This is a genomic window from Streptomyces lasiicapitis (assembly GCF_014646335.1).
Lineage (GTDB): Bacteria > Actinomycetota > Actinomycetes > Streptomycetales > Streptomycetaceae > Streptomyces > Streptomyces lasiicapitis.
Genome location: NZ_BMNG01000009.1, coordinates 68,022 through 80,660, shown reverse-complemented (window position 1 = coordinate 80,660; position 12,639 = coordinate 68,022). Strand labels below are relative to the sequence as shown.

General features: G+C 72.5%; 9 protein-coding genes. 7 read left to right on the top strand and 2 right to left on the bottom strand.

Annotation, left to right across the window (positions count from 1 at the left end; translation table 11 throughout):
• Positions 1-20: 20 nt before the first annotated feature.
• Positions 21-203, bottom strand: a complete 183-nt coding sequence (locus IEY91_RS20810) for an MbtH family protein (protein ID WP_229697118.1) — start codon at positions 201-203, stop codon at positions 21-23.
• 227 nt (positions 204-430) lie between these two features.
• Positions 431-1,903, bottom strand: a complete 1,473-nt coding sequence (locus IEY91_RS20805) for a condensation domain-containing protein (protein ID WP_189175180.1) — start codon at positions 1,901-1,903, stop codon at positions 431-433.
• Between the two features lie 521 nt (positions 1,904-2,424).
• Between IEY91_RS20805 and IEY91_RS20800 the strand changes: the two genes are divergently transcribed.
• The 7 genes from IEY91_RS20800 (at position 2,425) to asnB (ending at position 12,634) form a co-directional block, all read left to right on the top strand.
• Positions 2,425-3,597 carry a cytochrome P450 gene (locus IEY91_RS20800; RefSeq protein WP_189175179.1) on the top strand — a complete coding sequence of 391 codons (1,173 nt, stop codon included), beginning with the start codon at positions 2,425-2,427 and terminating at the stop codon, positions 3,595-3,597.
• Positions 3,594-5,525 (top strand): non-ribosomal peptide synthetase, encoded by a 1,932-nt coding sequence (locus IEY91_RS20795; protein WP_189175178.1) that lies wholly within the window; start codon positions 3,594-3,596, stop codon positions 5,523-5,525. Before IEY91_RS20800 ends, IEY91_RS20795 begins: the two co-directional genes overlap by 4 nt.
• Positions 5,512-7,332 carry a non-ribosomal peptide synthetase gene (locus tag IEY91_RS20790; protein ID WP_189175177.1) on the top strand — a complete coding sequence of 607 codons (1,821 nt, stop codon included), beginning with the start codon at positions 5,512-5,514 and terminating at the stop codon, positions 7,330-7,332. The genes IEY91_RS20795 and IEY91_RS20790 overlap by 14 nt, the downstream gene beginning before the upstream one ends.
• A gap of 82 nt (positions 7,333-7,414) precedes the next feature.
• Complete coding sequence (locus IEY91_RS20785) at positions 7,415-8,326, top strand: LLM class flavin-dependent oxidoreductase (RefSeq protein ID WP_189175176.1); 912 nt, start codon at positions 7,415-7,417, stop codon at positions 8,324-8,326.
• Positions 8,327-8,331: 5 nt separating this feature from the next.
• A complete protein-coding gene (locus tag IEY91_RS20780) occupies positions 8,332-9,705 on the top strand; it encodes a DUF6002 family protein (protein ID WP_189175175.1) in 1,374 nt (457 codons plus the stop codon).
• Positions 9,702-10,862 carry a GNAT family N-acetyltransferase gene (locus IEY91_RS20775; RefSeq protein WP_189175174.1) on the top strand — a complete coding sequence of 387 codons (1,161 nt, stop codon included), beginning with the start codon at positions 9,702-9,704 and terminating at the stop codon, positions 10,860-10,862. The genes IEY91_RS20780 and IEY91_RS20775 overlap by 4 nt, the downstream gene beginning before the upstream one ends.
• Positions 10,820-12,634: an asparagine synthase (glutamine-hydrolyzing) gene (asnB, locus tag IEY91_RS20770; RefSeq protein ID WP_189175173.1), complete on the top strand. Its 1,815-nt coding sequence runs from the start codon at positions 10,820-10,822 to the stop codon at positions 12,632-12,634. The genes IEY91_RS20775 and asnB overlap by 43 nt, the downstream gene beginning before the upstream one ends.
• Positions 12,635-12,639 lie beyond the last annotated feature (5 nt).

The window sequence follows — 12,639 nt, the reverse complement described above, 5'->3', positions numbered from 1 at the left end:
CGCGGTGCGGGGGGGGCAGGTCAGCGGCCGAGGGCCTGGCGCACGCTGAGCGGGGTGATGTCGGTCCACACCTCGCCGATGTGCGCGAGGCATTCGTCCCTGGAGCCCGTGAATCCGGTCTCGGTCCAGCCGAGGGGAACCTCCAGGTCCACGGGCCAGAGGGAATACTGCTCCTCGTGGTTCACGACGACACGGTGATTCATGTCTTCTCCCATGCTTTTTCGTACGAGAAAGGCGTGGTCCGCGGTCCGGCAGATCCGGCGTCGCACGCGGTGAAATCCGCGAGGCACAGAGAGTTCCGCGAATAGAGAACCATTCACCTGTGCGGCGAATTTCCGCGTGGGCGCGCGGAAAAAGGGGAACACGGCGAAATCTCAGGCCGCGACAATTTTGGAAGGCCCACCGGCTTCCGCGGTGGTGTGTGGGCGCCTCACATGATGTCGCTCGCGGCGTTCCACCGTGCGATCAGTTCCAGTTCGTCGTCCGTGACGAGGGAAACGTCCGAAATCGGGACGGACGGATCGGCTGCCACCGCGGTGACGAAATGCAGGAGATGCTCCGCGAACCAGACCATGGTCGTGCGGTCGAACAATTCGGTCGCGTAGACGATCCTGCCGCTGAGCCGCGAGCCGTGGTCGTGGACGTGGCACTCCAGGTCGAACCGGGTGGTGACGGTCTCACCGGCGAACTCGGTGACGTCGAGGCCGTCGAGCCGCAGCGCGCCGGGCTCGGTCCCCGTCTCCCGGGTCAGCAGGTTGAACAGCACCTGCACCAGGGGGTTGCGGCCCAGTTCCCTGGCCGGCGTGAGGTGCTCGACCAGCTGCTCGAAGGGCAGCTCCTGGTGGGTCATCCCCTCCAGGGCGCTCTCGCGGACGCGGGCGACCAGGTCGGTGAAGGCGGGGTCGTCGTCGAGGCGGGCCCGCAGCGGCAGCGTGTGCGCGAAGAAGCCGATGAGCTGCTCCAGTTCGCGGCGGTCACGCCCGGCCACGGGCACGCCGACCAGCAGGTCGGACGTCGCGGCGTGCCGGGCGAGTACGGCCTGGTACGCGGCGAGCATCACCACGAACAGGCTGGCCGACTGCTCACGGGCCAGCTCGCGCAGCCGGTCCGCGGTGTCGGCGGGGACCACGAACGGCACTTCTCCCGCGGCGTGCGAGGGCACCTCGGGCCGCGGGTGGTCGCCGGGCAGTTCGAGGACGGTCGGCGCGCCGTCGAGCTCCGCGCGCCAGTGGTCGAGGTGCCCGCTCAGCCGGTCGGCGGTGAGGTGGGCGCGCTGCCAGGCGGCGAAGTCGGCGTACTGCAGGGACAGTTCGGGCAGGTCGGGGCTGTGGCCCGCGCGCCGCGCCGCGTAGCACTCGGCCAGCTCGCGGGTGAACACGCCGAGCGACCACCCGTCGAAGGCGATGTGATGGACGGTCACGGCGAGGACGTGGTCGGCCGGGGCCAGGCGCAGCAGTTCCGCGCGCAGCAGCGGGCCCCCGTCCAGGTCGAAGGTGCCCTCGGCGGCCGCGGCGAGGATCTCCTGGGCCCGCGCCTCGGGGTCGGGCAGGGCACTGAGGTCTTCGAACCGAAGGGTCGGCGGTGTGTCCTCGACGAGTTGGTACGGCTCCCCCTTGTCCGCGGGGTAGCGGGTGCGCAGCGCCTCGTGGCGGCGCACGACATCGGCGAGCGCGGCGTCAAGGGCGGCACGGTCCACTTCTCCGCGCAGGCGGTGGGCCAGCGGGATCGTGTACGCGGCGCTGCCGGGCTGAAGGCGGTCGATGAACCAGATACGGCGCTGCCCGAAGGAGAGTTCGGGGTGCGCGGCCCGTTGGACTTTCGCCGGGGAACCGGCTCTGCCCGCACGTCCGGCGAGGCGGCGGCGCAGCAGTTCTTCTCGGTCGGGGCTTTGTTTCCTTCGCAACGTAGAAAACTCCCAGGAAGACGAAAACGAACCCCTCGGGAAGGCAGCCAAAGGAGGCCCCGGCCCCCTTGACCGGGGCAGAATCGGGGCGGAACGCACCTGTCATCGATGGGTACTGGAATCAGCTGGAACAGGAAACAGTGAGTTAACGACTGGGGGTAACGACTCGGCCATTCTGTGCAGTTGCCATCGGCACTGTCAACACTTCAACAAAAGCGGAGCCCGTCCCTCCGTATTGAAGGAATGGCATGGTCGTCCGCCCGTGCGCCGAGTGCGGGATGCGGGTCCTGGATGCCGAAAGACTCATGCTTGACAGCCTTTCCCGGCCTGGTCCAAGCTTCCGTGGGTCGGTGATCAACATACACATCCGGCCCACCGGTTCCGGAATGGTGAATCCCGCTTCACCGCCCTATTGACAAGGCCCGGCTTTTGCGTGGGGCAAGGTGCGGCAGTTCAGCCCCAGAAATCGCGAAAAAGGGCGCGGCATGCGCACAGAACCCGAACCGACGAGGAGGGGTCCGTTGAAGGGCTATCCCGCTGACCCGGATCCGTACCCGAACTACCGCTGGCTGCGCGAGAACGCCCCGGCCTGCCCGATGGGCGGCGACACGGACGCGGACTCCACCTGCTTCGTCACCTCCTACGAGCTGGTGCGCACGGGGCTGCTCGACTCCCGGCTCAGCTCCGATCCGCGCAACGCCGCGGGCGCGGACCCCTCGGCGGAGGCCGAGCGCAGCGTCCTCGACACCGACCCGCCGGACCACGGCCGGATGCGACGCATCGTCAACCCGGCCTTCAGCCTCTCCGCCGTCGACGCCCTGCGCCCCCGGATAGCCCGCGCCTGCCGGGAGGCGATCGCCGCCTTCGCCGGACGCGGACACGCCGACCTGATGGCCGAGTACGGCCTGGTCGTCCCCGTCGCCGTGATCCACGAGATCCTCGGCGTCCCCCCGGAGCAGCGCGTCGACGCGGCCGAGTTCCTCGACCGGTTCTGGTGGGCCGGCGCGGCCCGCGAACCGGAGCCCGCGGCCGTCGAGTTCGTCGACGCGTACGTGACACACATCATCGACTACAAGCGCGCCCACCCCGGCGACGACGTCACGACCGCGCTCCTGCGCGCCCTCGACGAAGGCGGGCTGCGCGACGAGTCCGAGCTGCGCGGCATGGTCACCGCCGTGCTCGGCGCCGGGCACATCACCACGGTCCCGCTGGTGTCCGCAGGCGTCGTGCGGATGCTGGAGCACCCCGAGCAGTTGGCGAAGGCCCTGGCGGAGCCCGCACGCTGGGCCGACGTGGTCGACGAGTTGCTGCGCCACGACTCGGTCATCCAGGTGTCCACCAACCGCTACGCCCTGGAGGACGTCGTCGTCGGCGACGTGCCCGTGCCCAAGGGCGGCACGGTCCTGATGTCGTTCGCCGCCGCCAACCGCGACCCGGCGCGCTTCGACGACCCGGACGCCTTCGACATGGACCGGCCCAGGAACGGCCACCTCGCCTTCGGGCACGGCACCCACTTCTGCCTGGGCGCTCATCTCGGCCGCGCCGAGGGGGAGATCGCGCTCCGCACGCTCTTCGAGGCGCTCGGCGACGTGCGGTCGGCCGTGCCGGTCGAGGAGATCGTGTGGAGCTTCGGGCCCATGCTGCGCGGGCCGGCGGCGATCCCGGTCACCTTCACGCCCGGGGAGGCGTCATGACCACCGTCGTCGCCCGGTTCGAGGACCGCGCCCGCCTGCACCCCGACGCGCCCGCCGTGATCTGCGGTGCCGAGCGGCTGACGTACGCGGAGCTCGACTCCCGCGCCGACCGCGTCGCCGCGGGCCTGCGGGCCCACGGCGTCCGCACCGAGTCCCGCGTCGGCCTGTGCCTGGAGCGCACCGCGGACCTGCCGGTGGCGCTGCTCGGCATCGCCAAGTCCGGTGCGGCGTACGTGGCGTTGGACCCGCAGCAGCCGCACGGTCGCCTGGCACTCCTGGCCGAGGACGCCGGGGCCGAGTGCGTCGTCGTGGAGCCGGGCGCGCCGACGGGGTGGGCGATGCCTGCCCTGACCGTCAAGGAACTGTCCGGGGGCGAGGACACGAACCCGCCGCTCGGCGCCGGGCCTGACACCGGCTCCCATCCGCCCCTCGCCGCGGGACCCGCCAACGCCCTCTACGTGGTCCACACCTCCGGCTCCACCGGCCGCCCCAAGGCCGTGGTGATGGACCACGGCCCCACCGCCCGGCTGATGCGCTGGACGGAGCGCCGCTACCGCCTCGACGGCTTCGTGCTCCAGTACTTCCCGATCACTTCGGACGTGTGCGGCTACGAGTTCCTGTCCACCTGGTGGGCCGGCGGCTGCGCGGTGATGGCCGAGGAGTCCGACCGCTTCGACGTCTCCGCCCTCGCCGAACTCGTCCGCCAGCACGCCGTGGACACCCTGCTGCTGCCCGGCGCCGTCCTGGAGGAGCTGGCCCGGATCGCCCGGCGCAGGCCCCAACACCTCGCGAGCGTCCGCCAGTTCGTCACCACCGGCGACCGGCTTACGGTGAGCGACCACCTGCGGGCCGTGTGCGCGCAGCCGGAGGACTCCCCGGCCACGAACGCGGCGGGCGCGTCCGCCGTCGTCCTCGACAACCAGTGGGGATCCACCGAGGTCAACGTGGTGACGGCGCTGCGTCTGTCCGGCCCGCCCGGCGACTGGCCGGGCACGCCGTCCATCGGCTCCCCGGTTTCCGGCGGGAAGATCCACGTACTCGACGAACGGCTGCGCAGGGTTCCGATCAACGTCCCGGGTGATCTGTACGTCGGCGGCGGGCAGTTGGCGCGCGGCTACCTCGGCCGCCCTGATCTGACGGCCGCTTCGTTCCTGCCGGACCCGTTCGCAGACCGGCCGGGCGGGCGCATGTACCGGACGGGTGACCGGGGGCGGTGGCGGCCGGACGGGACGCTGGAGTTCCTGGGCCGCGCCGACTTCCAGATCAAGATTCATGGCTACCGCGTCGAACCGGGCGAGATCGAGGGTGCGCTGCGGGACCACCCCGCGGTCGGCCGCGCCGCCGTCACGGCCCGCGCCTCGGACAGCGGCGTCCGGCTCACCGCCTACGCGGCGCCCCCGCCCGGCGAGGACGCCCCGGACTCCGCCGACCTCCTGGACTTCCTGCGCGCCCGGCTGCCCGCCCACATGGTGCCCCGCGCCTGCGTCGTCCTCGACCGGCTGCCGTCCACCTCCACCGGCAAGGTCGACCGCAACGCCCTGCCGGAACCCGAGGCCGAGACGGCCGACGGGCCCGCCCCGCCACGGGACGAGACGGACCGCCGGATCGTCACGGTGTGGCAGGACGTCCTGGGGCGCGCGGACATCGGGACCCGGGACAACTTCTTCGACCTGGGCGGGCATTCGCTGCTCGTGCCCCAGGTCGTGCTCCGGGTCAACCGCGAGTTCGGCGTCTCGCTTTCGCTGCGTGTCCTGTTCCGGTCCCAGACGGTGCGGGCGCTGGCGGACGAGGTGAAGGCGGCGCGGGCCCGCGCTGAGGCCTCGGCGTCCTTGGAGGCCACTGAGGCCTTGGAGGCCCGCCCCGACACGGCCGCGCAGGCCGGCCCCGACACCACCCCGGCCCAGGGAGCCCCCGATGGACCTCGTTGACCGGTTCCACCAGCAGGTGGGCCGCACCCCCGACGCCGTCGCCCTCGTCGACGACGGCCACCGGATCACGTACCGCGAACTGGACGCCCACGCGGACCGGCTCGCCCACCGGCTCCGGGACCACGGCATCGGCACGGAGGACGTCGTCGGCTCCGCGCTCCCGCGCGGCCGGCAGGCCCTCACCGGGCTGCTGGCGATCATGAAGGCGGGCGGGGTCTATCTGCCGCTCGACGGGTCGTATCCGCACGACCGGCTCGCGCACATGGTGGCCGTCTCGGGGGCGCGGCTCGTGCTCGGCCCCGACGGGTTCGGCGTGCCCGCGCTGCCGCCCGAAGCCGAGCCCGGCACCAGCGCCGAGCCCGGACCCGGACGCGAGCCTGGCGCCGGCCCCGCGCCCGCGCAGGTGGCGGCGCCCGAGCGCCTCTCCTCCCTCGACGCCGTCCTCTGCGTCATCTTCACCTCGGGCTCGACCGGGCGCCCCAAAGGCATCGGCCTGCCCTCACGCACCATCGAGAACGTCGCCGACTGGGCGATGCGCGTGCCCGGCCCGCGTGTCTGCGCACAGTTCTGTTCGCTGGGCTTCGACATGTCGCTCCAGGAGATCTTCGGCACGCTGCTCGCGGGCGGCAGCCTCGTCACCGTGCCGGAGGAGACCCGCAAGGACCCCTTCCTCCTCCTCGACCTGTTGGAACGCGAGAACGTCGAACGGCTCTACCTCTCACCGAGCTTCCTGCGCCAGCTCGCGGGCGCGCACCTGAGCCGGCCGGAGCGCCCCCGGCTCGCCCTGCGCGAGGTGATCGCTGCGGGCGAGCCGCTGCGGGTCACCGACGAGGTACGGCGCTTCCTCACCGAGGCGGGCGCGGCCCTCGAGAACCAGTACGGGCCCTCGGAGACCCACCAGGCCACGGCCAACCCGCTGCCGGGTGGGCCTCAGGACTGGGCCACCGATCCCGCCCTCGGCACACCGATCCCGGACGTGACGATCCACCTCCTCGACGACCGGCTGCGGCCCGTGGCGGAGGGCGAGGTGTACATCGGCGGGCGCGGTGTCGCCCGTGGGTACGTCGGTCAACCCGCCCTGACCGCCGAGCGGTTCGTGCCCGACCCCTTCGCCCCAGTGCCCGGCGCGCTGATGTACCGCACCGGCGACCGCGCCCACCGCACTCCGGACGGCCTGGCGTTCCTCGGCCGGGTCGACGACCAGATCAAGGTGCGCGGATTCCGCGTGGAGCCCGCCGAGGCCGAGGCGGTCCTGGCCGCCCACCCCGAGGTGAAGGAGGCCGCCGTGGTGGCGCGCCGCACCCCCGAGGGGGCGTGGCGGCTCGACGGCTACGCGGTCGGCCCCGCGAGCTCCGCGACGCTGCGCGCGTACCTCGCGGACCGGCTGCCCGACCACATGGTCCCGGCGACCGTCCAGACCCTCGACCGGCTGCCGCTCAACCCGAACGGCAAGATCGACCGGGCCGCCCTGCCCGCCCCCGGCGACCGGCATCTCGACACGCCGTACACCGCGCCCCGCAACGACCAGGAACGCGTCCTGTGCGCCGTGTTCGCGGAGGTCCTCGACGTACAACAGGTCGGTGTCGACGACGAGTTCATGGAGCTGGGCGGCAACTCGCTGTCCGCCGCCCGCGTCGCCACCCGCATCCTCGGCGAGTTCGGCGTCCGCCTGCCGGTGAGCCTGGTCTTCCGGGAGGCGACCGTGCGCGGGCTCGCCGTGGCCGTCGAGGACGCCGTCCTCGCGGAGATCGAGGGGCTCGGCGCGGCGGAGGTCGAGGCGCTGCTGACACCGGAGAACGACGCATGACGGGGCGGCAGCGGCACGCGCGACACCGCGCGGACGAGCAACCGGGACACGCGCGACACCGCACGACCGACCGGAGGTCCCCATGCGCGTAGGAGTCGTGATCCTCCCCGCCCAGTCCTGGCGTGAGTCCGCCCCGTACTGGCGCGCCGTCGACGAGATGGGCTTCGACCACGCCTGGACGCACGACCATCTCGCCTGGCGCGATCTGCTCGACAAGCCCTGGTTCGCGGCCCTGCCCACCCTCACCGCCGCCGCCGCGGTGACGGAGAGGGTGCGGCTCGGCACCCTGGTGTGCACCCCGAACTACCGGCACCCGGTCACGCTCGCCAAGGAGGCCGTCGCCCTCGACGACATCTCCGAGGGGCGGATGATCCTCGGCATCGGCGCCGGTGTGGACGGTCCCGATGCCCGGGTGCTCGGCGAGCCCGCCGTGGACACCCGCGCGCGCATGGCCCGGTTCGCCGAGTTCACCGAGCTCACCGACCGGCTGCTGCGCCAGGACGTCACGGACTTCGCCGGGAGCTGGTACGTCGCCGAGGGGGCGCGGATGTTCCCCGGCTGCCGGCAGCGCCCGCGGCTGCCGCTCGCCGTCGCCGCCACCGGGCCGCGCGCCATGCGCGTCGCCGCCCGGCACGCGGACGTCTGGATCACCAACGGCACCTCGCCGAAGCCGGGCCTTCGCGCCGCCGTCGTGGACACGGACATCGTGCGCGAGCAGTTGGAACGGTTCGACGAGGTGTGCGCCGAGACCGGCCGCGACCCGTCGGCGGTCGCCCGGCTCGTCTACCACGGCGACCGCACGCACTCCGCGCTGCGGTCCGTCGACGCCTTCGCCGAACTGGCGGGCCGCTACGCCGAGTCGGGAGTGACGGACCTCGTCGTTCCCTTCCCCCGAGCCGAACCCCCGCACCAGGCCGACCCGGCCGTCCTCGAACGGATCGCCACCGACGTGCTTCCCGCGCTGCAGGCGCGCGCGAACCGAACAGAAGGGTAAGTCCCATGTCCGCCATATCGGATGCCCACCCGGAGCACATCGGCACCGTGCGCAACGCGCTGGCCCACTACCACTCGGGCGTACAGGCCGCCGCCAAGTACCTCATGGACCGGCGAGGGTCCGCGGGGCCGCTCCCGGTGCCCCTTGCGCTGCCGGAGGCCGACGAGGCGTTCACCCGCTTCACGGACGTCACCGATCTCGTACTCACCCGGCTCGACGAGGAGTTGTACCTCCTCGACCTGATGCGCAGCCCCGGCACCCGGACCACCAAGGCGTTCGCGTCGCTGACGATGGTCGCGCGCGCCGTGGACCACATCCGGCGCACCGGCGAGCGCGTCGTCTTCCTCACCCCGACCTCCGGCAACAAGGGCAGCGCCCTGCGCGACGCCGTCGCCCGCGCCTACGCCACCGGGTTCGCGAGCCCCGACGAGCTGCGCGTGGTGATGGTCGCGCCCGCCGCGTCGACGTCCAAGCTGCGCGGCGGCCCGCTGTCGGATGACTCCGCGCTGCGCGGCGCCAACCCGCTGGCCCTGGCCGACGTCGACACCCCCGCCGGGGTGAAGGACCTCGCGAAAGAGGTCGTCGACGCGTACGCCGACGAGGCCCTGGCCGGCACCGGGTTCCGCTGCTGGTACACCCTCGACCTGGACAACTACCGGGTCGCCGACTCCGTACGCGCCTTCGCCGAGGCCGAACTCCTGCCGCTGACCGCGGACGCGCCGCCACGATGGCACGCGCACGCCGTGTCCAGCGCGTACGGGCTGCTCGGCTACCACCTCGGTCACCAGGTGCTCGCCGACGGCCTGTACCCGAAGCTGGCCGCGCCCGCCCGGCACCCCGGGTTCTTCCTCGTCCAGCAGCTCGCCACGCCCGACATGGTCGTCAGCGCCCTCGGCCGCGACGTCCCCCGCTACAGCCAGGACCCGGCGGCCGGGGTGTGGCGGCAGAGTGGCGACCCGGCGTTCCCCGCCGTCACCGACGACCCGGCCGAGGTCCTCGACCCGACCTTCTACACCAAGAACCCGGTCACGTCGGCCGCCATCGACCCCCTGATCGGCAAGCACGGCGGCGGTGGCGTCGTGGTGTCCCGGCGCGAGTGCCTCGACCGCTTCGACCGCGTCCGGGACCTCGCGGCCCGCGCGGGCGTGGACATCGACGCCGATCCCTCGCGGATCCGCGAATGGTCCCTGATCAAGATGCTCACCGGCATCCTGGTCGGCCGTGAGCGCGGTCTCATCGCCCCCGGCACGGAGGTCGTCGCGCACGCCTCCGGCTACTACACCGACGAGACCCTCCCGCCGCTCCCCGTCGAGCACACCGAACCCGTGCGCACGGCACCGGAGTTGGCGAAGGTCCTCTCCGCCGCGGTCAGTGCATGACGCTGGACTCGCTGGACTCGCTCGTCGAAGAGTGGCGCTACCGCTGGCACAACAGCGCCGACCCGCGGCTCGTGGGCGCGCACCACGCCGTCGACCGGCTCACCGCGCTGCGCCCGGGGGTGACGGTTTCCCACCCGCAAGATGGTGGGGTCACCCTCGCGTACGCCGGTCTCGGCGCCGGGCTCGACCATGTGCTGCCGTTCCTGGAACAGCAGCGCGGTCCCACCGCGCGGCGCGAGCACCGGCGCACCACCTGGGCGCGGCTCGCCGCCCGCGGTGTGCCGGAGGCGGAGCTGCTCGCCGTGGGCTGCCCGCCGGGCCGCGCCTTCCGGCCGCCCGGCCGGCAGCCCACGGTCGTCGCCCCCTTCCGCGTCGGCCTGGTGGTGCCCCTGGAGCACGACGGCACGGCCATCGCGGCCCGGCTGTCCCGCAAGGCCCGGCAGCAGTACCAGCGCGAGCAGCGGTCACTCGACCGCACCCTCGAAGTGGCCGCCACCCAGGAGGACTTCACCTTCTTCTACGACCGGATGCACCGCCCGACCATGGACCGCAGGCACGGCGCGGCGACCCGTTCCGTGCCCAAGAAGACGGCCTGGCACAGCCTGTTCCGGCACGGCGTGCTGTTCTTCCTGCGGGAGAGGGGCGAGCGGGTCGCCGGGATGCTGTGCCGTCTTGAGCGCGACGCGCTGGTCCTGCGGCTCGCCGGGGTCCTCGACGGCGCGGAGAGCCGCTACCGGTCCGGTACGTACGTGGCTCTGTACGTGTCCATCCTGGAGTGGGCCGAGCGGGAAGGCCTCGCGCGCGTCGACCTGTCGGGCGCCGAGCCGTTCCTCAGCAAGGGCATCGTCCAGTTCAAGCGCAAGCTGCACCCTCATGTGGCGCCGCCCGCCACGCACTTCGCGGGCAAACGGCTGTGGCTGTGCGTGCGCCGTGACACCCCTGCCGTACGGGACTTCCTGGTCGCCAACCCCGTACTCGCCGAGACGAGGGGCGGGCTGCTCGCGACGTACTTCCACGACCCCTACCGGCCGCCGCGGACCGGCCTGCGCTGGGAGACCGGCGGGGTCGTGGACGCCACCGAGGTCGATCTCGATGTGTTCCTGAAAGGATTGCCATGTGCGGAATCGCGGGCTGGATCGACTTCACCCGGGACCTGAGGACGGAGCGGCAGACCGTCGAGGCCATGACGGCCACCCTGAGCCGCCGCGGCCCGGACGCCTCCGGCGTCTGGCTGTCCCCGCACGCGGCGATCGGTCACCGCAGGCTCTCGGTGCTCGACCTCGAAGGCGGCAGGCAGCCGATGGAGGCGGCCCGCGCCCCCGGACGGCCGCCCGTCGTCCTCACCTACAGCGGCGAGGTCTACAACTACCGCGCCCTGCGCGGTCAGTTGACCTCACGGGGTCATACGTTCACCACCGAGTCCGACACCGAGGTGGTGCTGCGCGCCTATCTGGAGTGGGGCGCGGGCTTCGTCGACCACCTGGCGGGCATGTACGCGTTCGCCGTCTGGGACGCCGAGCGCGAGGAACTGCTCCTCGTCCGCGACCGCCTCGGCGTGAAGCCGCTCTACTTCCACCCGCGCCCCGGCGGCGTGCTGTTCGCCTCCGAGCCCAAGGCGCTCCTCGCCAATCCGCTGTTCCGCCCGCGGATTCAACTCGACGCGCTGCCCGTCCTGTTCAACCCCCGGCTGCTGATGCCGGGGGAGACACCGCTCAGCGATCTGCACCAGGTCCCGCCGGGCCACCTCGTGCGCGTCGACCGGTCCGGCGTCCACACCACCCCGTACTGGCGGCTCGTCAGCGGTGAGCACACCGACGACGAGCCCACGACGGCGGCCCACGTCCGTGAGCTGCTCTCCGGGATCGTCTCGGAGCAGATGGTCGCCGACGTGCCCACCTGCACCCTGCTGTCCGGCGGCCTCGACTCCAGCGCCGTCACCGCGCTCGCCGCCGCCGAACACCCCCAACTCACCTCGTACTCCATGGACTTCGAGGACGGCGACACCGACTTCCGGCCCACTCCCCTGCGTCCGGAACGCGACGCGCCGTACGCGCATGCCGCCGCGCGCCACATCGGCACCGAGCACATCGAGGTGCTCCTCGACCCGTCCCGGCTCGCGGACGCCGTCCCGGCCGCGCTCGCCGCGCGCGACCTGCCGAGCCTGGGCCAGTTCGACACCTCCATGTATCTCCTCTTCGCCCGGATCCGGGAGCGCTTCACCGTCGCGCTGTCCGGGGAGGCGGCGGACGAGGTGTTCGGCGGCTATCCGTGGTTCTTCGACCGGGCCACCGTCGACCGGGACACCTTCCCCTGGCTGGGCAACGGTCCCCGCCTCACCGACTGTCTCGCCCCGGACGTCCGCGCCCGGGTGCGGCCCGACGACGACGAGCACGACCGCTACGCCACCCTCCTCGCCCGCACCCCCCGCCTCGACGGCGAGACGGGCCTCGAGGCGCGGATGCGCGAGGTGCTGTACCTGAGTCTCCAGGGCCCCCTCGCCTACCTCCTGGACCGCAAGGACCGGATGAGCATGGCCGTGGGACTGGAGGTGCGGGTTCCGTTCTGCGACCACCGGCTTCTCGAGTACGTGTGGAACGTGCCGTGGAAGATGAAGACGGGCGACGGCCGGGAGAAGAGCGTGCTGCGCGCGGCCGTCGCCGATCTGCTGCCCTCGTCCGTGCTCGACCGCCGCAAGAGCGCCTACCCGGCGACCTTCGCGCCCGCGCACGGCGCGCGGGTCCGGGCCGAACTCGACGCACTCCTTTCCGACCCGGACTCGCCCCTGGCCGGTCTCCTCGACGCGGAGGCCGTCCGGCGGCTCGGCGCGCACAGCGGCCCCATGATGGCCGTCGCGGACACCCTGCACCTGCTGCTGCCCCTGATCGAGGTGGACCGGTGGATGCGGGAGTACCGAGTCACAATGGAATGAACGTT